A 20395-nucleotide genomic window follows, 5' to 3' on the forward strand; every position below is an offset into this window, starting at 1 on the left:
CGCGACCACCGGATTGGGCCGTGAGCGAAAGGTCCAGTATCCTGGCTGTTCGGTCGCGCGTACGTCCGCGATCTACGCTGCCCGCAGCACCACTGGGCGGCGGACCCCCTGAGCTCAGCAGATCGAAAGCAGGAACGGCGTGACAGCCCGCCTCGACCACCGCAACCCCCTCGTGTTCGACACACACGAGCTGGGCCGGCGGCCCGGTGCGCTGCAGCGCCTGACCCGCACGGTCGACGCCCCCAAGGACCTCGGTATCCAGAAGGTCGTCGGAGTGCCGGAAGGCGCCCCGGTGGAGCTCGAACTCCGGCTCGAGTCGGTCATGGAAGGGGTGCTTGTCACAGGCACCGCCCGTGCACGGGCCGAGGGGGAGTGCGTAAGGTGTCTGGAGCCGCTTCAGCTCGACGTGGAAGCGGATTTCCAGGAGATGTTCTCGTACCCTGACGCCGACGACCGGGGCCGCGTGCACCACGCGGAGCCCGGCGACGACGCCGAGGACGACGAGGACAGGCTCTTCATCGAGGACGGCCTGTTCGACCTCGAGCCTGTGCTGCGTGATGCGGTGGTGCTCGCACTGCCGATGCAGCCGGTGTGCCAGGAAGACTGCCCGGGACTGTGCGCCGAGTGCGGCGTGCGTCTCGCTGACGACCCGGACCACCACCATGACGCCGTCGACATCCGTTGGGCGGCACTGCAGGGACTCGCCGATTCACTCGAACCCGGCGATAAGGACGACAAGAGCGGCGCCGAACCGGGCGTCGACGAGAAGCAGGAGAAGTAGCCGTGGCTGTTCCGAAGCGGAAGATGTCGCGCAGCAACACGCGCCACCGCCGGTCGCAGTGGAAGGCTGCGGTCCCCACCCTGGTTGCGTGCGAGCGCTGCCACGAGCCCAAGCTGCAGCACATCGCGTGCCCGTCGTGCGGCACCTACAACAAGCGCCAGGTCCTCGAGGTCTGAGCGGCTGGTGAGAGGCACTGTGTCCACGCCGAAGAAGAACGCAGCGGACAGCCAGGCCTCGTCCCACACGCTGTTGGAAGGGCGGCTCGGGTACAAACTCGAGTCCGCCCTTCTGGTGCGTGCGCTGACCCACCGTTCCTTCGCGTACGAGAACGGCGGTCTGCCCACCAACGAGCGGCTGGAGTTCCTCGGGGACTCGGTGCTCGGCCTGGTGGTCACGGACACGCTGTACCGCACCCACCCCGATCTGCCGGAGGGCCAGCTGGCCAAGCTCCGGGCCGCGGTGGTCAACTCGCGTGCGCTGGCGGAGGTCGGCCGCGGGCTCGACCTGGGCTCCTTCATCCGGCTCGGCCGCGGTGAAGAGGGCACGGGCGGCCGGGACAAGGCATCCATCCTCGCCGACACCCTCGAAGCGGTGATCGGCGCGGTCTACCTCGACCAGGGCCTCGACTCGGCGGCGGAGCTGGTGCACCGCCTGTTCGACCCCCTGATCGAGAAGTCCTCGAACCTCGGAGCCGGCCTGGACTGGAAGACCAGTCTCCAGGAGCTCACCGCGACCGAAGGGCTCGGTGTCCCCGAGTACCTGGTCACGGAGACCGGCCCCGACCACGAGAAGACCTTCACTGCTGCCGCCCGCGTCGGAGGCGTCTCGTACGGCACCGGCACCGGCCGCAGCAAGAAGGAGGCGGAGCAGCAGGCCGCCGAGTCCGCGTGGCGGTCCATCAAGGCCGCGGCGGACGAGCGCGCCAAGGAGGCGGCGAACGCCGTCCCCGAACCCGACGCCGACGCCGACGCCGACGCGTCGGCCTCCGCCTGACCGAACAGCGCGATCCGAGCGCCCGTCCCGGCCCCGGGGCGGGCGCTCGGCCCGTATCCGCACGGTGTGAACAGGGGAGTCCCATGCCCGAGTTGCCCGAGGTCGAGGTCGTCCGGCGTGGCCTGGAACGTTGGGTCGCCCACCGCACGGTCGCCGACGCCGAGGTGCTGCACCCGCGTGCCGTGCGCCGGCATGTCGCGGGCGCCGACGACTTCGCGCACCGCCTCAAGGGCCACCGCGTCGGTGTCCCCAGCCGGCGCGGCAAGTACCTGTGGCTGCCCCTGGCGGACACCGGCCAGGCGATCCTGGCGCACCTCGGCATGAGCGGCCAGCTCCTGGTGCAGCCGCACACGGCTCCCGCGGAGAAGCACCTGCGCATCCGCGTGCGCTTCGCCGACGACCTCGGCACCGAACTCCGCTTCGTCGACCAGCGGACCTTCGGCGGTCTGTCGTTGCACGACACCACCGCCGACGGCCTGCCCGACGTCATCGCGCACATCGCCCGCGACCCGCTGGACCCGCTCTTCGACGACGAGGCGTTCCACCAGGCGCTGCGGCGCAGGCGCACGACCGTCAAGCGGGCCCTGCTCGACCAGTCGCTGATCAGCGGGGTCGGCAACATCTACGCGGACGAGGCCCTGTGGCGTGCCCGGCTGCACTACGACCGCCCGACGGCGACCCTGACCCGCCCGCGCACGCGGGAACTCCTGGGCCACGCGCGGGACGTGATGAACGCGGCCCTCGCGGTGGGCGGCACCAGCTTCGACAGCCTCTACGTCAACGTCAACGGTGAGTCCGGCTACTTCGACCGCTCGCTCGACGCGTACGGGCGTGAGGGCCTGCCCTGCAAGCGCTGCGGCACGCCCATGCGGCGCCGGCCGTGGATGAACCGGTCCAGCTACTTCTGCCCGACGTGTCAGAGGGCGCCGCGCGTCTCGTCGTAGTGCCGTCGTGCCGTGAGCACGTCGTCCATCTGCCCCTCCACGAACTGGATGAGGCTCATCAGCCGCTCGGCCACACCACGGCCCAGCGGAGTCAGCTCGTAGTCCACGCGCGGCGGGTTCGTCGGCTGCGCGTCCCGGTGCACCAGGCCGTCGCGCTCCAGCGCGTGCAGCGTCTGGGACAGCATCTTCTCGCTGACGCCGTCGACCCTGCGGCGCAGCTCGTTGAACCGCAGCGACCCCTCGTACAGGGCGCTCAGCGTGAGTCCGCCCCAGCGGCCCGTGACGTGCTCCAGCGTGCCGCGCGACGGACAGGTCCTGGCGAACACGTTGTACGGAAGCTGCTGCTCCGCCGTGCGCTCCTGGGTGCTCTCCATGCGGACAGCGTACGCGTATGCAGCGCTATCGCGAGGGTTGCGCTTTCGAATAGTTAGTGCTTTCCTCTGGTTACTGTCATCGACGGGCGCGTCACCGGCGCCCGGTCCTTCCCGCACCCCAGGAGTCCCCTGTGACCACCCCTGTCGTTTCCATCGTCTACCACTCCGGCTTCGGCCACACCGCCGTCGTCGCCGAGGCCGTGCGCACCGGTGCCGCCGAGGCCGGGGCCGAGGTGCACCTGATCAAGGTGGACGAGATCACGGAGGAGCAGTGGGCCCTCCTCGACCGCTCCGACGCGATCGTCTTCGGCTCGCCGACCTACATGGGCACCGCGTCCGGCGCCTTCCACACCTTCGCGGACGCGACCTCCAAGCGCTGGGCCGACCAGGCGTGGAAGGACAAGCTGGCGGCCGGCTTCACCAACTCCGGCTCCAAGAGCGGCGACAAGCTGCACACCCTGCAGTTCTTCCAGATCCTCGCCGCACAGCTCGGCATGCACTGGATCAACCTGGGCCTGCTCCCCGGCTGGAACCACAGCGCCGCCTCCGAGAACGACCTCAACCGCCTCGGCGTCTTCGCCGGCGCCGCCGCCCAGACCGACGTCGACGCGGCCCCGGACGCCGTCCACAAGGCCGACGTGGCGACGGCGGAACACCTGGGCCGCAGGGTGGCGGAGACGGCGAGGACGTTCGCGCTGGGGCGTGCGGCGGCCTGACGGCCCGGGAAACTCCGCGCACGAGTTCCGTGACCCGCCGTCGGGTGCCCACCGAGCCGGCCGGTGGGGCGGGGGCCGGGGGAGACATGGGGGACGGCCCGCTCCACCGGGTGCGCAGGTCGGATGACGAGACCTGCTTCGTACCGGGCGCGGGGGAGGACCTCGACGAGGTGTGCAGCGTCGACGCGCGGGTGACCTTCCCGGACGGGCGGCGCTGGTCGTCGAGCGTGACCACGCTCGGCGAGGCGCGCGCCTCATGGACCGCCGGCAGGACGCGTGCGAGTCCTTCGACGGCTGGGACAACATGGTGGTTCGGGACCCCGGCCTCCCCGCGACGACCGAGGTCATCGACCGCCTCGTCACCACGGGCGCCTACACCTCGGCCCTGGGGTCACCGGGCCCGGCCGAGGGCTGAGTTCCACGTCCCGCCCCTCCGCCGGCCCCCCAGGTGTGATGATCGGGACCGTGATCGGCAAGGGGAGCGGGCGAGCCGGGCGGAGTACGTGGGCCGGGCTGGTGGCGGCCGCGCTGCCGCTTTACCTGACGATGATCGCCGCGTCGGCCGGAGCCCTGGTGGACACCGCTCTGCTGGGCAACCATGCCACCGTCGCCCTGGCCGCCTTCGCCGTCACCATGGCGGCGTTCAGCCCGGCCACCGCGACCGTGGCGGGCGCGCTGCGCGGGGTGATGCCGTTCGTCGCGCCCCGCAAGGACGACCCCGACCGGCTCCTGCCCGTGGTGCACAGCGGGATGTGGCTGGCGGTCCTCGTGGGTGGCCTCGCGGCGGCGGCCGTCGCGGCGGTGCCGCTGATCGGCCGGGTGACCGGGGTTACCCGTACCACCCTCGACGAGTTGGGGAGCTTTCCCTACCTGCTGGCCGCGAGTGTGCTCGCCGTCGCGGTCACCTCGGCGGCCACCTCGGTCCTGGTCGCCTTGGGACGCTCGACGTCGGTGATGCGGGCCGGACTGCTCGGCACCGCCGTGTCGGCCACGCTGTCCGTCCTTCTCGTGGGCGGCCCGGGCCCGCTGCCGAGCCTTGGCCTGAGCGGGGCGGGCATCGCCATGCTGGCCTCCAGCCTGATCACCGCCGTCGCCAACCACCTGGCCCTCCGCCGGTGCACGGCACTGTCCGGCCGCTCTCTGCGCCCGGGCCGGCCGGACCTGCGGCGGGTCTGGAAGCTGGGTGCCGTGGGGATCCCGCTCGCCGGCACCGTCCTCGTCAAGTTCGCCGTCCTGGGTGTCCTGACGTTCGCCGCGGCCCGGATCGGGTCGGACAGCGCGGCGGTGCACAGCGTCGGGATCTCCCTGGTGAACCTGATCTTCACCGCCGCGGTGGCGGTCGGCCAGGCCACCATCCCCCTGGTGTCCGCGTACGCGGCGGAGCGCGACAGCGCGAACATCCGGCGCAGCGTCCGGGCGGGGACGTGGCTGGCACTGGCCGTCGTGGGGTGCATCGGGACGGCGGTGATCGTGTTCAGCGCGTGGGTGGTCCCGCTGTTCACCGGCGACGCCGGCGTACGGCAGCAGATCAGGGACCTCCTGCCGTGGGTGCTGGCCGTGGTCGTCACCGACGCCGCGCAGGCGGTCGTCGGCTTCGGCCTCATCGGCCTCAAGCGCACGGTGCCGAGCTTCGTGACGACCGCCGTCTGCTACGGAGTCCTGGCGGCCGCCGCTGAACCGCTCGCCACAGCCGGGGGCCTCACCGCCCTCTGGGCGGCCCTTGCCCTCGCCAACTTCCTCCAGACGGCCGGAAAGGCGTACTCCTTCCACCGGCACAGCAGGTACGACAGCACCCCCCGGAGCACGACCGGTCCGAAGGTCACGCCGGGTCGTTGAGCTGCCGCCGCTCACCACGATTCCCATGATCCAGGACAGTGAGTCGGTGCGCGGTGGCCTTTCGGCGATGCGCCGGGTGGGACCATTCTCAGGCCGTGGCGCCTGTGGAGCCCCGCCGTGCGCGAACTGCCGCGCCACCTGGAGCAGGGAGGATTCGTCGGCGCGCCGCGCGCTCTCGGTGACGGTTCCGTGGACGGTCACGAGGCGGTGTCCCTGCTGCGCGGCGACGACGGGCTGTCCCGTGGCCGCGGGCGCTCCGCACCGTCGAGGGCGTCACGGCGCTCGGGCGGTGACCGCGCGACGACGCCGTGCGTGACTTCCGGCCCTCGCCGGAAGCCGTCCGGTCCGCCCCGGACGCCCGCCGGCGGCCCGGGCTGATCATGCGTCACGGCGACCTCACGACCTGGACGTGCGTCTGGGCCGACGACCGCCCGGTCGGAGCCGGCCGCCCGTTGGCTCGCGCAACTGGCCTGTTGCAGCGCGCCGTTGCGGCTTCCCGAGCGTCAGCGCAAGGTCGGCTTCGGCGCGGACGGGCGCGCCGTTGGCGCCACGGCTGCGGCTCCAGTGCGACGACGTCTACGGCGCGGCCCCGGCCGACGTGCTGGACGCCCTGGGGCGGCCGCAACGCGAAGAGACCGACCGGACAGCGCGCCTGGGCCTGCTCGGCGCGGACGCCTGAGTGTCATTCCTGCGGCAGGACTTCATCCCGGGCATGGAGCAGGAGCGCACCTGGACGCCGACCCGACGTCGAGGAACCCCTCGGCCACGCTTGACGCGGCCTGCCCGCCCGGCACGGACAAAACCCGATGTCGCCCGGCAGGTCCGGTGACACACTGCGCGGTGTGACACGACCGGAGATGACGGAACTGGACCATCTGCGCGAGGTGGAACGCCTCGCGCGGGCTGTCGTTGCCGGCCGAGCACTGGATCCACCTGCGGACCACCAACCCCATCGAGTCAACGTTCTCCACGATGAAGCTGCGGACCAAGGTCGCCCATGGGGCCGGCAGTCCAGCCGCCGCTCTGGCGATGGTGTTCAAGCTCGTCGAGTCCGCCCAGACACGCTGGCGCGCGATCACCGGCGCCCACCTGGTCCCCCCGGTCCGCACCGGCGCTCGGTCGAGAACGGCATCCTGGTCGAGCGACAGGAGCAGGCCACGTGAACACAGCGAAGGACTACGGGGACTACCAGATCTACCTGCGAGGCGGCAATCGCGAGTCCGTGACCGCGCTCGTCGCGGCGACTCTCGGCGCCTCCGCCGACGATCACTACACGGTCCGATCAGGTCGGATGGTCTTCGAGATCCGGGACAACCCGGACGACGGGCTGGCCGCCGACTTCATCGGGTGGCCGTTCACGATCGAGGTGGAAGCCGACGACCCCGGCCCCGTCCTCGTCGAAGCGGTGGCGCGCCTGCTCACAGCATTCTGGAACCGGGGCCTCGACGCCGTTGCCGCCTGCGACTTCGAGGACGAGCTTCCGGACCTCGGCGGACTCCCGCGCTATCGCTGACCACACCGAATCCACAGGTCTTGACTATTCCTCGGTCAAGCTCGCCGGAGTGGTCGTGCTCCGTCCCGACGCGATGCCGACCGGGTAGACGGAGACGTACGAGGACGCGTGCACGCGCCTCGGCGTCGAACCCCGTCCGGAGGGCTGGGCCCTGTGGAACACCTGGGGCGACAACGACATGCCGGTCATGATGATCGTCTCTGCCGTCGACAGCACCGAGGGCCTGCTCGCGAACTGGTCGCGTGGCGGCACTGTCTATCCGGTCATGCCCTTGCCCTCACAAGTCGCCCTGATCCACCAAGGCTGGCCCGCACCATGATCCTCTCGCCACACGGGGCGCGGAGGGTGGGACTGTCGGGGGTCGGCCATGAAGCCGTCGCTCTGCCGCTGAGGCTGGCGGAACGACGGCTCTCCGACCTGGGGCTGCCTCAGTACCCGAAGTCCTGCGTCCACCAAGGTCCGCCCGGGCCCATGTGGACGCCGACTCCCAGGGTCTTGAAGTCGCAGTTCAGGATGTTGGCCTTGTGGCCGGGGCTGTTCATCCAGGCTTCCATGACCGAAGCCGCATCCGCCTGGCCGCGGGCTATGTTCTCGCCGCCGAGGTCCGTGACGCCGGCCTTCGCCGCGCGGTCCCACGGGGAGGCGCCGCTCGGGTCGGTGTGGTCGAAGAAGCCGCGCTGGGCCATGTCCTCGCTGAAGTCCTGCGCCAGGTCGGCCAGGGCGCTGTTGGCGGCCAGCGGGGTGCAGCCCACCTGGGCGCGCTCCTCGTTGACGAGCCGGAGGACCTCGGCCGCGGCGGCGGCCTCCGCGGAGACCGTCACCGGGGCGCTGGTGCGCTCCTCGGCCTTCGGGGGCTTCGCCGGCTTCTGCGGGGCCTTGGTGGCCGTACGCGACGGCGTGTCCTTCGGCTTCTCGCTGGGCGTCGCCGACGGCTTCTTCGACGGCGTCTTCGTCGGCGCGGACGACGTGGTGGACGGAGCGGGCGAGGCGGGCCGCTCGACGTCCCGGCTCGTCGTGCCGCCGCTCTCGTGGCTCTCGGCGCTGCCCGACGTACCGCCGAGCTCGTTCGGCGCGTTGGTCGGGCTGTCGGCGGCCTGCACCCGGTCGGTGCCGTTGCCGCCGCCGAGCTGGTAGTTGTCGATGCCGGGCACCACACCGGTGGCGACCGCGACCGTCCCCAGGGCCACCGCGGCCGAGACGCCCAGCAGACCCGTCTTCACCGGGGCCGGGCCCTTCTTGCGGCGGCGGTGCGAGCCGCCCGGCAGCCGGCTGCCGACGTCGGGCGTGAAGCCCTCGCTGTGGAAGGCGGTGGTGGTGCCGTCGCCCGGGAAGGTGGTGGTCGCGGTGATCCGGTCGTAGCCCTCGTCCGTGGCGAAAAGGTAGGCGTCGCTCGCCGCGTAGGCCTCGGCGTACGCCTCCGGGTTCAGGTAGGGCGCGATGCCCATGGCGGGCCGGTCGCCCCGTGGGTTCAGCGGATCATCGCCGTGCGTGTACGAGCCGTCCGTGTGTGTGCCCCCCGCGGCGCGGCCCGTGGCGGCGCGGCCGGCGGCGGAGCGTCGGTGGCGTCCCATGTCCTGGCCTTCCTGGTCCCTGCGGTCTTCATGCCCCCACGGAACTCACACGATCAGGTGAGTTTCAAATGAGATTCATTGGGTCGGGACGGTACCGCATGGCGCCAGGGGAGGAAGTGCCCCGAGGGACATTGGCCCGTTAGGTTGCAGTCATGAGCGAGGATGTGCGGCTGGTCGCCTGGGTGCGTGGACGTGTCCAGGGTGTGGGTTTTCGCTGGTTCACGCGGGCCAAGGCGCTCGAGATCGGCGGCCTGAGTGGTTTTGCTCTCAATTTGGACGACGGCCGGGTCCAGGTGGTCGCCGAGGGCCCCCGAAAGGGCTGCGAGGAACTGCTCGACTGGCTCCACGGCGACACGCCCGGGCGGGTGGACGGCGTCACCGAGATCTGGGACACACCGCGCGGCGGCTACGACGGCTTCGCCGTCCGGTGACGCGAGGCCGCGCGCCGGCCCCGCGGAAGCGGAGGGACATGCCACCGGCACCTGCCCGAAGCAGAAATGAGCAGGTGGTTGCCAAGAAGCGCGCGTAGTGGCAAGCTCCGCTCTCACGGTGATCGTCACGCCCCGAGGGGCCCGCAGGAGTCGCCGCGTGCCGCCGTCCGGCCGTGTGCCCCCGGGTTCGCCCGCCAATACGGGGCGTGATCGTGTTGACCGTCAAACTTTTTGGTGAGACGCTGAAAGTCCCCGCGCACCTCGGCTGTTTGGCGTGGCTGAACGGCAGTACAACCCACGCCCCGTCAAGCAACCACGGGTGCGAATCCCTCACGACCCACACCGCATCGGTCGGTCACTCAGTGTGGAGGACCATCCATCATGGCAAAGGCGCTTCTCGGTTACGTCGGCGGCTCCGACCCGCGACTCCTCGCCGAGATGCGACGGCTCCAGCAGCGTGTCCAGGACCTGGAATCCGAGCTCGTACGGATCCAGGCCGAGAACGAGGCGCTGACGGCTGCCGCTTCTCACGACAGGATCATGGAGAGCATCGACGCACACCAGGCGGAGCCTGCGCTCACCTGATCACTGCATCGCTCCACGAAAGCACGGCAGTGGTCGGGCGGCCCGTATCAACCGCTCGGCAATCCGTCGGACGACTGGGCTTCCAGTCGTCAGAAAATGCAAGGGACGCTTCGGCGTCCCTTCTTTCTTTCCCCCCGTCTTATTGCCCCGCGCATCCTTTCACCTTCTTCAACGTCTGGTGTGCCCTCAGCGTTCACCGGCGAAACCGCACGTTCATGGAGCGAGACATCGCCGGACGGTAGAGTCCGGCGGCGTGCACCTCAAGGCCCTGACCCTCCGCGGGTTCAAGTCGTTCGCCTCGGCGACCACGCTCCGGTTCGAGCCGGGGATCACGTGCGTCGTCGGACCGAACGGCTCGGGCAAGTCCAACGTGGTGGACGCGCTCAGCTGGGTCATGGGCGAGCAGGGCGCCAAGTCGCTGCGCGGCGGCAAGATGGAGGACGTCATCTTCGCCGGTACCACCGGCCGCCCGCCGCTGGGCCGCGCCGAGGTGTCGCTGACCATCGACAACTCCGACGGGGCCCTGCCCATCGAGTACGCCGAGGTCACGATCACGCGGATCATGTTCCGCAACGGCGGCAGCGAGTACCAGATCAACGGCGACACCTGCCGGCTGCTCGACATCCAGGAACTGCTCTCCGACTCCGGTATCGGCCGAGAGATGCACGTCATCGTCGGCCAGGGCCAGCTCGACTCCGTCCTGCACGCCGACCCGATGGGCCGCCGGGCCTTCATCGAGGAGGCGGCCGGCGTCCTCAAGCACCGCAAGCGCAAGGAGAAGGCGCTGCGCAAGCTGGACGCGATGCAGGCCAACCTCGCGCGCGTGCAGGACCTCACCGACGAACTCCGGCGCCAGCTCAAGCCCCTCGGCCGCCAGGCCGCCGTCGCGCGCAGGGCCGCCGTCATCCAGGCCGACCTGCGCGACGCCCGGCTGCGCCTCCTCGCCGACGACCTCGTACGGCTGCGCGAGGCGCTGAACGCCGAGGTCGCGGACGAGGCCGCGCTCAAGGCCCGCAAGGAGTCCGCCGAGCAGGAGCTGAAGAAGGCGCTCCAGCGGGAGGCGGCCCTGGAGGACGAGGTGCGCCGGCTCGCCCCGCGGCTCCAGCGGGCCCAGCAGACCTGGTACGAGCTGTCCCAGCTTGCCGAGCGGGTGCGCGGCACGATCTCGCTGGCCGACGCCCGGGTGAAGAGCGCCACGTCCGCGCCGCCCGAGGAGCGCCGGGGCCGCGACCCCGAGGACATGGAGCGGGAGGCCGCACGTGTCCGCGAGCAGGAGGCCGAGCTGGAAGCGGCCCTGGAGGCGGCCGAACGCGCCCTGGAGGACACGGTCGCGCACCGGGCCGAACTGGAGCGCGAGCTCGCTCTGGAGGAACGCCGCCTGAAGGACGTCGCCCGCGCCATCGCCGACCGCCGCGAGGGCCTCGCCCGGCTGAACGGCCAGGTCAACGCGGCCCGCTCGCGCGCAGCCTCCGCGCAGGCCGAGATCGACCGGCTGGCCGCCGCCCGCGACGAGGCGCAGGAGCGGGCGGTCGCCGCCCAGGAGGAGTACGAGGCCCTGAAGGCCGAGGTCGACGGGCTGGACGCCGGTGACGCCGAGCTCGGCGAGCGGCACGAGACGGCCAAGCGGGGTCTCGCCGAGGCGGATCTCGTGCTGACGGCGGCCCGCGAGGCCGCCACCGCCGCCGAACGCCGCCGCGCCGCGACCCAGGCCCGGCACGAGACCCTGGCCCTGGGCCTGCGCCGCAAGGACGGCACGGGCGCCCTGCTCGGCGCGCGGGAGAGCTTGACAGGGCTGCTCGGCCCGGCGGCGGAACTGCTGACGGTGGCACCGGGACACGAGGTGGCGCTCGCCGCCGCGTTCGGGTCCGCGGCGGACGCGGTCGCGGTGACGTCCCCCTCGGCCGCCGCCGAGGCGATCCGGCTGCTGCGCAAGCAGGACGGGGGCCGGGCCTCGCTCCTGACGGCCGGTGCGCCCGCGCCCGCGCCGGAGCCGGCACCCGCGCCCGCGGGACGCTACGCCGCCGACCTCGTCATCGGACCCGCCGAGCTCATGCCCGCCGTACGCCGCCTGCTGCGGGGGATCGTCGTCGTCGGCACCCTGGAGGACGCCGAGGACCTCGTCCACGCCCATTCCGAGCTGACGGCCGTCACCGCCGAGGGCGATCTCCTCGGCGCCCACTTCGCGCACGGCGGCTCCGCCGGTGCGCCCAGCCTGCTGGAGGTGCAGGCGTCCGTCGACGAGGCCGCCGCCGAGCTGGACGAGCTGGCCGTGCGGTGCGAGGAGCTGACCGAGGCGGAGCACGCGGCCGCCGAACGGCGCCGGGAATGCGCCGCGCTCGTCGAGGAGCTGGGGGAGCGGCGCAGGGCCGCCGACCGGGAGAAGTCGGCCGTCGCCCAGCAGCTCGGCCGGCTCGCCGGGCAGGCGCGCGGTGCCGCCGGTGAGGCCGAGCGGTCCGTTGCCGCCGCCGCCCGGGCCCAGGAGGCGCTCGACCGGGCGCTCCAGGAGGTCGAGGAGCTGGCGGAACGGCTCGCCGTCGCCGAGGAGATGCCGGTCGAGGAGGAACCGGACACCTCGGTGCGCGACCGGCTCGCCGCCGACGGCGCCAACGCGCGGCAGACCGAGATGGAGGCCCGTCTCCAGGTCCGTACGCACGAGGAACGGGTCAAGGGACTCGCCGGACGGGCCGACTCGCTGGACCGGGCCGCCCGCGCCGAACGCGAGGCACGCGCGCGTGCCGAGCAGCGGCGGGCGCGGCTGCGGCACGAGGCGGCCGTCGCCGAGGCCGTCGCGGCCGGCGCCCGGCAGCTCCTCGCCCACGTCGAGGTCTCGCTGGGCCGCGCCGAGCGGGAGCGCGCGGCCGCCGAGGCCGCCAAGGCGCGGCGCGAGCAGGAGCTGGCGGCCGCCCGCACCGAGGGCCGGGATCTGAAGGCGGAGCTGGACAAGCTCACCGACTCCGTCCATCGCGGCGAGGTCCTGGGCGCCGAGAAGCGGATGCGGATCGAGCAGCTGGAGAGCAAGGCTCTGGAGGAGCTGGGCGTGGAGCCGGCGGGACTGGTCTCCGAGTACGGCCCCGACCAGCTCGTACCGCCGTCCCTGCCCGCTGAGGGGGAGCAGCTCCCGGAGGACCCCGAGCATCCGCGCAACCGGCCCAAGCCCTTCGTCCGCGCCGAGCAGGAGAAGCGGCTCAAGGCCGCCGAGCGCGCCTACCAGCAGCTCGGCAAGGTCAACCCGCTCGCACTGGAGGAGTTCGCGGCGCTGGAGGAGCGGCACCAGTTCCTCAGCGAGCAACTGGAGGACCTGCGGAAGACCCGCGCGGACCTGCTCCAGGTCGTCAAGGAGGTCGACGAGCGCGTCGAGCAGGTCTTCACCGAGGCGTACCGGGACACCGCACGCGAGTTCGAGGGCGTCTTCAGCCGGCTCTTCCCGGGCGGTGAGGGACGCCTGGTCCTGACCGATCCGGACAACATGCTCACCACCGGCGTGGACGTCGAGGCCCGGCCGCCCGGCAAGAGGGTCAAGCGGCTGTCCCTGCTCTCCGGCGGCGAGCGCTCGCTGACCGCGGTCGCCCTGCTGGTGTCGATCTTCAAGGCCAGGCCGAGCCCGTTCTACGTCATGGACGAGGTCGAGGCCGCCCTCGACGACACCAACCTCCAGCGGCTCATCCGCATCATGCAGGAGTTGCAGGAGGCCTCGCAGCTCATCGTGATCACGCACCAGAAGCGCACGATGGAGGTCGCCGACGCGCTGTACGGCGTCTCCATGCAGGGCGACGGGGTGTCGAAGGTCATCAGCCAGCGGCTGCGCTGAGCGCTCTCCCCGCCCTCCCGCCGGGCCCTTCGCTGCTGCCCTTCACCTTCAATTCTTCAAGAAATGAACGCATCGCTTCCCTGTTGCCGACTTCGAAGTCACACTCCTCAGCCTATTGACTTCGGAACTTGAAGGATTAGGGTCACCAGCGTTGCTTTTTCCTTCAGGTATCACGGCCTGAAGGGGCTTACCCCCCCACCCGGCAGCGTTGCCGGGGGCCCGAGGAGTTACACGTGACCAGCACAGCGCAGGCGCAGCCCGCACGAGCCCGAGCGGCTCACCCCGAACATCTCGGGCACGTCGTCTTCATCACCGCGGCGGCCGCCATGGGCGGCTTCCTCTTCGGTTACGACAGTTCCGTCATCAACGGAGCCAACGGCGGCATCCAGGCCCGGTTCGACCTCAGCTCCGGCGTCACCGGGACCGTCGCGGCCAGCGCTCTGCTCGGCAGCGCCCTGGGCGCGGCGATAGCCGGCCGCATAGCCGACCGCATCGGCCGTATCCGCGTCATGCAGATCGCGGCGGTGCTGTTCGCCGTGAGCGCCGTCGGGTCCGCGCTGCCCTTCGCCGCCTGGGACCTCGCCGCCTGGCGTGTGCTCGGCGGTATCGCCATCGGTATGGCGTCGGTCATCGGCCCGGCCTACATCGCCGAGGTCGCCCCGCCCGCCTACCGCGGCCGGCTGGCCTCGTTCCAGCAGGCCGCTATCGTCATCGGCATCGCCGTCTCCCAGCTCGTCAACTGGGCCATCCTCAACCTGGCCGACGGCGCCGAGCGCGGAGAGGTCGCGGGCCTGGAGGCCTGGCAGTGGATGCTCGGCGTGATGCTGGTGCCCGCCCTCGTCTACGGGCTGCTCTCCTTCGCCATCCCCGAGTCCCCGCGCTACCTGATCAGCGTCGGCCGGATCGCCGCCGCCAAGAAGGTCCTCGCGGACGTCGAGGGCGACATCGACCTGGACGGCCGCGTCGCCGAGATCGACCAGGCCATGCGCAGCGACCACAAGTCCACGTTCCGGGACCTGCTGGGCGGCCGCTTCGGCCTGCTGCCGATCGTGTGGATCGGTATCGGCCTGTCCGTCTTCCAGCAGCTGGTCGGCATCAACGTCATCTTCTACTACTCGAACCTGCTGTGGCAGTCCGTCGGCGTCGACCCGTCGAGCTCGTTCTTCTACTCGTTCGAGACCTCGATCGTCAACATCCTCGGCACCGTGATCGCGATGATCTTCGTCGACCGGCTCGGCCGCAAGCCGCTCGCCCTCATCGGCTCCATCGGCATGGGCGTCTCCCTGGCGGCGGCCGCCTGGTCCTTCTCCTTCCAGCACGGCAATGACCCGCTGCCCACCGCGCAGGGCTACGTGGCGCTGATCGCCGCCAACGCGTTCGTCCTGTTCTTCGCCCTGTCCTGGGGCGTGGTCGTCTGGGTCATGCTCGGCGAGGTCTTCCCGAACAAGATCCGCGCCGCCGCCCTGGGCGTGGCCGCCTCGGCCCAGTGGATCGCCAACTGGGTGATCACGATCACCTTCCCGGACCTGGCGGAGTGGAACCTGTCGCTCACCTACGTCATGTACGCGGTGTTCGCCTTCCTCTCCATCCCCTTCATCCTCAAGTTCGTGCCCGAGACCAAGGGCAAGAAGCTGGAGGAGATGGGCTGACCGCCCCCGACCCGGGGAGAAGGGCCAAGTCCCCGCCGCCCCTCTCCCCGTAACCCGCCGCCGCCCCGGCTCGGCCACTGCCCGAGCCGGGGCGGCGCCGTCGTGCCGGCCCGCTCAGGCGCCGAGGACGGGCAGCACCCGCTCGCAGAACAGCCGCAGGCTCCGCCACCCCTCCTCCGGCGGCATCCCGCCGGCCAGCGGGTGCAGGACGTGATGGCCGAGGTCCAGCGCCAGGCACTCCTCGGGCGTGACGATCCGGTACACGCCCTCGGCCCGCAGCTCGGCGACCGTCGTGGCCGCCGACCGCACCGCCGAGTGGATCTCCCCGGACTGCCAGGAGGCGTAGGTGCGGGCCTCGTGCAGAAAGTGCCGGCCGTACACGGCCCAGGCCCGGTCGGGGTCCTCGGCCAGATGCAGCAGGGGCGTCTCGGTCGCCGGCATCATCACCCACCCCTCCGTTCCGTACTCGGCCAGCCGCTCGGTGTAGTAGGCCTCCAGTTCCGGCAGGTGCGCGCTCGGGAAGAACGGCAGCCCGAGCCGGGCGGCCCGGCGGGCGGCGGCCTTCGAGGAGCCGCCGACCAGCAGCGGGGGGTGCGGCTCGGTGAGCGGGCGCGGGGTGACCCGGACCGTGCGGCCCCGGTACGCGAAGGGCTCGCCGGTCCACGCCCGCAGCAGTGTCTCCAGCAGCTCGTCCTGGAGCCGGCCGCGCCGCTTCCACTCCACGTCGAACATGGCGTACTCCTCCGGCCGGTACCCGATCCCGGCCACCGTCACCAGCCGGCCCCCGCTCAGCAGGTCCAGGACCGCGATCTCCTCGGCGAGCCGCAGCGGATCGTGCAGCGGGCCGATGATCGCGGAGACGGTGACGGCGATGTTCCGGGTCGCGCCGAAGACCGCCGAGGCGAAGGCGAAGGGGCACGGCAGCCAGTTGTTCCCGGCGCCGTGGTGCTCCTCCGTCTGGACGGTGGTCACGCCGTGCCCGTCGGCGTAGGCGGCCATCTCCAGGGCGGCCCGGTAGCGGGCGGACAGCGAGGCGGGGGTCGCGTCGGGCTCGACCAGGTTGAAACGCACGACCGAGACGGGCATGGGGGCTCCCCCTTCGCCGGGGCGGGTGGCACGGCGGACCATAGCTGACGGTGTGTCAGACATCCATAGGGGTGTCGCGGCGCTCCATGGCCGATACTGGTCGGGTTATGGACATCGTCATCCTTGCTGTAGTCATCGCCGTGGTCGTGCTCGGCGCGATCAGCGGGCTCGTCGTCGGCACCCGCCGCAAGAAGCAGCTGCCCCCGCCGCCGCCCGCCGCCCCGGACATCACCGCCCCACCGGCCGAGCCGCACGTCGGCGACGAGGCCGAGACACCGCGCGACGAAGAGCGCCGGACCATAGAGGAGGTGGATCTTCCGGGCGGCGGAACGACGACCGTCGAGGAACCGCCCGTCGCCGAGGAACTCCCGCCGACCGCGATCGAGGTGCCGGAACCGACCGCCGGCCGCCTGGTCCGGCTGCGCACCCGGCTCTCCCGCTCCCAGAACGCCCTCGGCAAGGGGCTGCTCACGCTCCTGTCGCGCGAGCACCTGGACGAGGAGACCTGGGAGGAGATCGAGGACATCCTGCTCACCGCCGACGTCGGCGTGGCCCCCACCCAGGAGCTGGTCGACGGCCTGCGCGAGCGGGTCAAGGTGCTCGGCACCCGCACCCCCGACGAGCTGCGCGGTCTGCTGCGCGAGGAGCTGCTCAAGCTCGTCGGCACCGACATGGACCGCACGGTCCACACCGAGCCCGAGGCGAGCAAGCCGGGCATCGTGATGGTCGTCGGCGTCAACGGCACCGGCAAGACCACCACCACCGGCAAGCTCGCCCGCGTCCTCGTGGCCGACGGCCGCAGCGTGGTCCTCGGCGCCGCCGACACCTTCCGGGCCGCCGCCGCCGACCAGCTCCAGACCTGGGGCGATCGCGTCGGCGCCTACACCGTGCGCGGACCCGAGGGCGGCGACCCCGCCTCCGTCGCCTTCGACGCGGTGAAGGAGGGCAAGGAGATGGGCTCCGACGTCGTCCTCATCGACACCGCCGGGCGGCTGCACACCAAGACCGGCCTCATGGACGAGCTCGGCAAGGTCAAGCGGGTCGTGGAGAAGCAGGCGCCGCTCGACGAGGTGCTGCTCGTGCTCGACGCCACCACCGGGCAGAACGGCCTGGTGCAGGCCCGTGTCTTCGCCGAGGTCGTCGACATCACCGGCATCGTGCTCACCAAGCTGGACGGCACCGCCAAGGGCGGCATCGTCATCGCCGTCCAGCGCGAGCTGGGTGTCCCGGTCAAACTGATCGGGCTCGGCGAGGGCGCCGACGACCTGGCGCCGTTCGAGCCCGAGGCGTTCGTCGACGCCCTGATCGGGGAGTGACACCACCAGCCGCGAACCCGTCCCGCCGCGCAAGAAGCGCCCGCCACCCAAGGTGCAGTTGGGGGCGGGCGCTTCGCTGTGACGGCTGGGACACGACCTAAGCGCGTGAGCGGTGGGCCACGTAGGCCAGCGTGCCGAGGAGCAGGCGCGCCGCCGGCGGCTTCGTCGCCGTGTCCAGGGACGGCGGCCGCAGCCAGCGGGCGGAGCCGAGGCCGCCCCGGTCGGAGGGGGGCGCGGTCACGTGGCTGCCGGGGCCGAGGCCGTGCAGGTCGAGGTGGGTGCGATCGTCCCAGCCCATGCGGTAGAGCAGGTCGTGGAGCTCGGCGGCGGCGCCGGGGGCGACCAGGAACTGGGCGCGGCCGCCGGGGGTGGCGATGACCGGGCCGAGGGGGAGTCCCATGCGCTCCAGCCGGGTCAGCGCCCGGCGGCCGGCCGGCTCGGCCACCTCGATGACGTCGAACGTCCGCCCGACGGGGAGCAGCACCGAGGCGCCGGGGTACTCCGACCACGCCTTGCTGACCTCGTCGAGCGTGGCCCCGGCCGGGATGAGGGGGGCGAAGTCCAGAGGGTGGGCGCCGGGGGCCTCGCAGCCGGAGCGGCCGCACGAGCAGGCGCCGCCCGTGGCCCGCGTGCCGGGCACCACGTCCCAGCCCCACAGCCCGGTGAACTCGGCCACGGTGGTGCACTCCGAGGAGCGGCCGCGCCGACGCGCGCCGGATCGGATCTCCCGGATACCGCCGATCGTGAAGCCCATGCCCCCTCCAACGGGTCCAGCACGCCGCTGGTTACGGCGTGAAAGCGGATCGTGACCCTCTGTGTTCTCTGGATGGCCGGATACCCCGGGCGCCGCGTGCTCCAATGCGGCTCGTTGGAGTGTGCGGGGTGGTGGGACTGGTGACACGCGCCCCTGAATGCTCCGCTCCGCCTGCTTCCGGCCGTCCTATGTCAAGTGAATCGCGTTGCGGCGTACGTGAGTTCATTCGAAGGGGTGGCGAATGGTGGCGATTCCGCGAACGCCATGGCTGCGCCAGTGATCGTAGGATTACTGTGTGTGCACGGAGCCTCGGGGCACATGCACTTGTGGGTATGCCGCGGGCAAGTCGGCTTTCCGTTCGAAGGGTGACAACTGCCGGACGGGCGACCGTGTTTACCGGCATTCTGATAGGGCTTGGCGCACTCGGTGACAAGTGGTCCAAGGGATGGGGGCGTTCCAGTGAGCGGCAACGACGGAAGCGGTACAAGTGCCACCGGCGCGTCGCACGCTGACAAGCGCCCGAACGACCTCCTCTCCTCCTGGTTCGTGCGCAGCGGTTGGTCCAAGGGCGAGCTGGCCCGCCAAGTGAACCGCCGGGCCCGCCAGTTGGGCGCCAACCACATCTCGACCGACACCTCCCGCGTCCGCCGCTGGCTGGACGGGGAGAACCCTCGCGAGCCGATCCCGAGGATCCTGTCCGAGCTGTTCTCCGAGCGGTTCGGCTGCGTCGTCTCCGTCGAGGACCTCGGCCTGCGCACCGCCCGCCAGGCACCGTCCGTGTCCGGCGTCGACCTGCCCTGGACCGGCCCCCAGACCGTCGCCCTGCTCAGCGAGTTCTCCCGCAGCGACCTCATGCTCGCGCGGCGCGGCTTCCTCGGGAGCTCGCTCGCCCTCTCCGCGGGCCCGGCGCTGATCGAGCCGATGCAGCGCTGGCTGGTCCCGGCCCCGGCCGGCGCCGACCGCGACTCCCGGGCCGTCCCGTCCTCCCGGGCCCGCGGGCGCCTGTCCAAGCCCGAGCTGGACCTGCTGCAGTCCACCACGGTGATGTTCCGGCAGTGGGACGCCCAGTGCGGGGGCGGTCTGCGCCGCAAGGCCGTCGTCGGGCAGCTGCACGAGGTGACCGACCTGCTCCAGGAGCCCCAGCCGGAGGCCACCACCCGGAAGCTGTTCAAGGTCGCCGCCGAGCTCGCCGAGCTGGCCGGCTGGATGTCGTACGACGTCGGGCTCCAGCCCACCGCGCAGAAGTACTTCGTCCTCGCGCTGCACGCCGCCAAGGAGGCCGGTGACCGGCCGCTCGGGTCGTACGTCCTGTCCAGCATGAGCCGCCAGATGATCCACCTGGGCCGGCCCGACGACGCCCTGGAGCTGATCCACCTCGCTCAGTACGGCAGCCGGGACTGCGCGAGCCCCCGCACCCAGTCGATGCTGTATGCGATGGAGGCCCGCGCCTACGCCAACATGGGCCAGCCCGGCAAGTGCAAGCGGGCCGTCCGGATGGCCGAGGACACCTTCGCCGAGGCCGACGAGTGGGACGAGCCGGACCCCGACTGGATCCGCTTCTTCTCCGAGGCCGAGCTGCACGGGGAGAACTCCCACTCCTTCCGCGACCTGGCCTACGTGGCCGGCCGCAGCCCCGCGTACGCCTCGCTCGCCGAACCCGTGATGCAGCGGGCCGTGGACCTCTTCGCCCAGGACGGCGAGCACCAGCGGTCGTACGCGCTGAACCTCATCGGCATGGCCACCGTGCACCTGCTGCGGCGCGAGCCCGAGCAGAGCGTCGGCTACGCCGAGCGCGCCATGCGGATCGCCAAGAAGGTCCGCTCCGAGCGTGTGAACACTCGTATCCGAAAGACGGTCGACACGGCCGTACGCGACTTCGGGGCACTGGCCGAGGTCGTGGACCTGACCGAGAAGCTCGCCGTGGAACTGCCCGAGACCGCGGAGGCGGTCTGACCACGCGCGTGTGCCCAGGGCACCCCTGACCCCGGCCGCGGCCGGCCCTCCCGAACTGCCCGACTCGGCTCCCCCATGCCAGGTC

At 71.7% G+C, this 20395-nt stretch carries 19 protein-coding genes and 1 pseudogene; 16 read left to right on the plus strand and 4 right to left on the minus strand.

Annotated features, from left to right (window positions below):
- Nucleotides 1–139 precede the first annotated feature (139 nt).
- The 4 genes from ABZ899_RS18325 (at nt 140) to mutM (ending at nt 2718) form a co-directional block, all read left to right on the plus strand.
- The gene (locus ABZ899_RS18325) at nt 140–781 is read left to right on the plus strand and encodes a YceD family protein (RefSeq protein WP_361346846.1); all 642 of its coding nucleotides are present in this window, start codon (nt 140–142) and stop codon (nt 779–781) included.
- A gap of 2 nt (nt 782–783) precedes the next feature.
- Nucleotides 784–957: a 50S ribosomal protein L32 gene (gene rpmF, locus ABZ899_RS18330; RefSeq protein ID WP_007493396.1), complete on the plus strand. Its 174-nt coding sequence runs from the start codon at nt 784–786 to the stop codon at nt 955–957.
- A 19-nt stretch (nt 958–976) separates the two neighbouring features.
- A complete protein-coding gene (gene rnc / locus ABZ899_RS18335) occupies nt 977–1774 on the plus strand; it encodes a ribonuclease III (protein WP_361347248.1) in 798 nt (265 codons plus the stop codon).
- An 83-nt stretch (nt 1775–1857) separates the two neighbouring features.
- On the plus strand, nt 1858–2718 hold the full coding sequence (mutM, locus tag ABZ899_RS18340) for a bifunctional DNA-formamidopyrimidine glycosylase/DNA-(apurinic or apyrimidinic site) lyase (RefSeq protein ID WP_361346850.1): 861 nt from the start codon (nt 1858–1860) through the stop codon (nt 2716–2718).
- Here the strand turns inward: mutM and ABZ899_RS18345 are convergent.
- The gene (locus ABZ899_RS18345; protein ID WP_361346853.1) at nt 2691–3092 is read right to left on the minus strand and encodes a helix-turn-helix domain-containing protein; all 402 of its coding nucleotides are present in this window, start codon (nt 3090–3092) and stop codon (nt 2691–2693) included. The two genes, mutM and ABZ899_RS18345, sit on opposite strands and share 28 nt — an antisense overlap.
- Nucleotides 3093–3223: 131 nt before the next feature.
- Here ABZ899_RS18345 and ABZ899_RS18350 point away from each other — a divergent pair, with 131 nt between their 5' ends.
- The 6 genes and pseudogenes from ABZ899_RS18350 (at nt 3224) to ABZ899_RS18375 (ending at nt 7157) form a co-directional block, all read left to right on the plus strand.
- Complete coding sequence (locus ABZ899_RS18350) at nt 3224–3808, plus strand: flavodoxin family protein (protein WP_361346856.1); 585 nt, start codon at nt 3224–3226, stop codon at nt 3806–3808.
- A gap of 256 nt (nt 3809–4064) precedes the next feature.
- Nucleotides 4065–4223, plus strand: coding sequence for a hypothetical protein (locus ABZ899_RS18355; RefSeq protein ID WP_361346858.1), 159 nt, complete (start codon nt 4065–4067; stop codon nt 4221–4223).
- 38 nt (nt 4224–4261) lie between these two features.
- Complete coding sequence (locus ABZ899_RS18360) at nt 4262–5644, plus strand: MATE family efflux transporter (RefSeq protein WP_361346861.1); 1383 nt, start codon at nt 4262–4264, stop codon at nt 5642–5644.
- 541 nt (nt 5645–6185) lie between these two features.
- Nucleotides 6186–6323 (plus strand): hypothetical protein, encoded by a 138-nt coding sequence (locus ABZ899_RS18365; RefSeq protein ID WP_361346864.1) that lies wholly within the window; start codon nt 6186–6188, stop codon nt 6321–6323.
- A 233-nt stretch (nt 6324–6556) separates the two neighbouring features.
- A pseudogene (locus ABZ899_RS18370) lies at nt 6557–6807 on the plus strand (IS256 family transposase); the annotation flags it as partial.
- Nucleotides 6804–7157 (plus strand): hypothetical protein, encoded by a 354-nt coding sequence (locus ABZ899_RS18375; protein WP_361346867.1) that lies wholly within the window; start codon nt 6804–6806, stop codon nt 7155–7157. The pseudogene ABZ899_RS18370 and the gene ABZ899_RS18375, both read left to right, overlap by 4 nt.
- Nucleotides 7158–7585: 428 nt before the next feature.
- On the opposite strand, the gene ABZ899_RS18380 is transcribed toward ABZ899_RS18375, so the two are convergent.
- On the minus strand, nt 7586–8728 hold the full coding sequence (locus ABZ899_RS18380; RefSeq protein ID WP_361346870.1) for a CAP domain-containing protein: 1143 nt from the start codon (nt 8726–8728) through the stop codon (nt 7586–7588).
- Nucleotides 8729–8880: 152 nt separating this feature from the next.
- Here ABZ899_RS18380 and ABZ899_RS18385 point away from each other — a divergent pair, with 152 nt between their 5' ends.
- From ABZ899_RS18385 to ABZ899_RS18400, 4 genes are all read left to right on the plus strand, one after another.
- Nucleotides 8881–9159 (plus strand): acylphosphatase, encoded by a 279-nt coding sequence (locus tag ABZ899_RS18385; protein WP_361346873.1) that lies wholly within the window; start codon nt 8881–8883, stop codon nt 9157–9159.
- Nucleotides 9160–9540: 381 nt separating this feature from the next.
- Nucleotides 9541–9744, plus strand: coding sequence for a hypothetical protein (locus ABZ899_RS18390; protein WP_055623302.1), 204 nt, complete (start codon nt 9541–9543; stop codon nt 9742–9744).
- A gap of 253 nt (nt 9745–9997) precedes the next feature.
- Entirely contained in the window at nt 9998–13552 is a 3555-nt protein-coding gene (gene smc / locus ABZ899_RS18395; protein ID WP_361346876.1) for a chromosome segregation protein SMC, read from the plus strand.
- A gap of 233 nt (nt 13553–13785) precedes the next feature.
- Nucleotides 13786–15201 carry a sugar porter family MFS transporter gene (locus tag ABZ899_RS18400; protein WP_361346879.1) on the plus strand — a complete coding sequence of 472 codons (1416 nt, stop codon included), beginning with the start codon at nt 13786–13788 and terminating at the stop codon, nt 15199–15201.
- Between the two features lie 114 nt (nt 15202–15315).
- Here ABZ899_RS18400 and ABZ899_RS18405 read toward each other — a convergent pair whose 3' ends face one another.
- Nucleotides 15316–16287 (minus strand): LLM class flavin-dependent oxidoreductase, encoded by a 972-nt coding sequence (locus ABZ899_RS18405; RefSeq protein ID WP_361346882.1) that lies wholly within the window; start codon nt 16285–16287, stop codon nt 15316–15318.
- A gap of 107 nt (nt 16288–16394) precedes the next feature.
- Here ABZ899_RS18405 and ftsY point away from each other — a divergent pair, with 107 nt between their 5' ends.
- The gene (gene ftsY / locus ABZ899_RS18410) at nt 16395–17603 is read left to right on the plus strand and encodes a signal recognition particle-docking protein FtsY (protein ID WP_361346884.1); all 1209 of its coding nucleotides are present in this window, start codon (nt 16395–16397) and stop codon (nt 17601–17603) included.
- A gap of 97 nt (nt 17604–17700) precedes the next feature.
- Here the strand turns inward: ftsY and ABZ899_RS18415 are convergent, their stop codons facing one another.
- Nucleotides 17701–18357 (minus strand): bifunctional DNA primase/polymerase, encoded by a 657-nt coding sequence (locus ABZ899_RS18415; protein WP_361346887.1) that lies wholly within the window; start codon nt 18355–18357, stop codon nt 17701–17703.
- 459 nt (nt 18358–18816) lie between these two features.
- Here ABZ899_RS18415 and ABZ899_RS18420 point away from each other — a divergent pair, with 459 nt between their 5' ends.
- Nucleotides 18817–20310 carry a hypothetical protein gene (locus ABZ899_RS18420; RefSeq protein WP_361346890.1) on the plus strand — a complete coding sequence of 498 codons (1494 nt, stop codon included), beginning with the start codon at nt 18817–18819 and terminating at the stop codon, nt 20308–20310.
- Nucleotides 20311–20395 lie beyond the last annotated feature (85 nt).

The organism is Streptomyces sp. NPDC046859, assembly GCF_040645135.1.
In the GTDB taxonomy this organism is placed as follows: Bacteria; Actinomycetota; Actinomycetes; order Streptomycetales; family Streptomycetaceae; genus Streptomyces.

Bases quoted from the DNA above. Each gene is read 5' to 3' on its own strand.
- ABZ899_RS18385 (WP_361346873.1), top strand. From the start codon at position 8,881: ATGAGCGAGGATGTGCGGCTGGTCGCCTGGGTGCGTGGACGTGTCCAG.
- ABZ899_RS18355 (WP_361346858.1), top strand. From the start codon at position 4,065: ATGGACCGCCGGCAGGACGCGTGCGAGTCCTTCGACGGCTGGGACAAC.
- ABZ899_RS18345 (WP_361346853.1), bottom strand. From the start codon at position 3,092: ATGGAGAGCACCCAGGAGCGCACGGCGGAGCAGCAGCTTCCGTACAAC.
- ABZ899_RS18390 (WP_055623302.1), top strand. From the start codon at position 9,541: ATGGCAAAGGCGCTTCTCGGTTACGTCGGCGGCTCCGACCCGCGACTC.
- ABZ899_RS18380 (WP_361346870.1), bottom strand. From the start codon at position 8,728: ATGGGACGCCACCGACGCTCCGCCGCCGGCCGCGCCGCCACGGGCCGC.
- ABZ899_RS18415 (WP_361346887.1), bottom strand. From the start codon at position 18,357: ATGGGCTTCACGATCGGCGGTATCCGGGAGATCCGATCCGGCGCGCGT.
- ABZ899_RS18360 (WP_361346861.1), top strand. From the start codon at position 4,262: ATGATCGGGACCGTGATCGGCAAGGGGAGCGGGCGAGCCGGGCGGAGT.
- mutM (WP_361346850.1), top strand. From the start codon at position 1,858: ATGCCCGAGTTGCCCGAGGTCGAGGTCGTCCGGCGTGGCCTGGAACGT.
- ftsY (WP_361346884.1), top strand. From the start codon at position 16,395: ATGGACATCGTCATCCTTGCTGTAGTCATCGCCGTGGTCGTGCTCGGC.
- ABZ899_RS18405 (WP_361346882.1), bottom strand. From the start codon at position 16,287: ATGCCCGTCTCGGTCGTGCGTTTCAACCTGGTCGAGCCCGACGCGACC.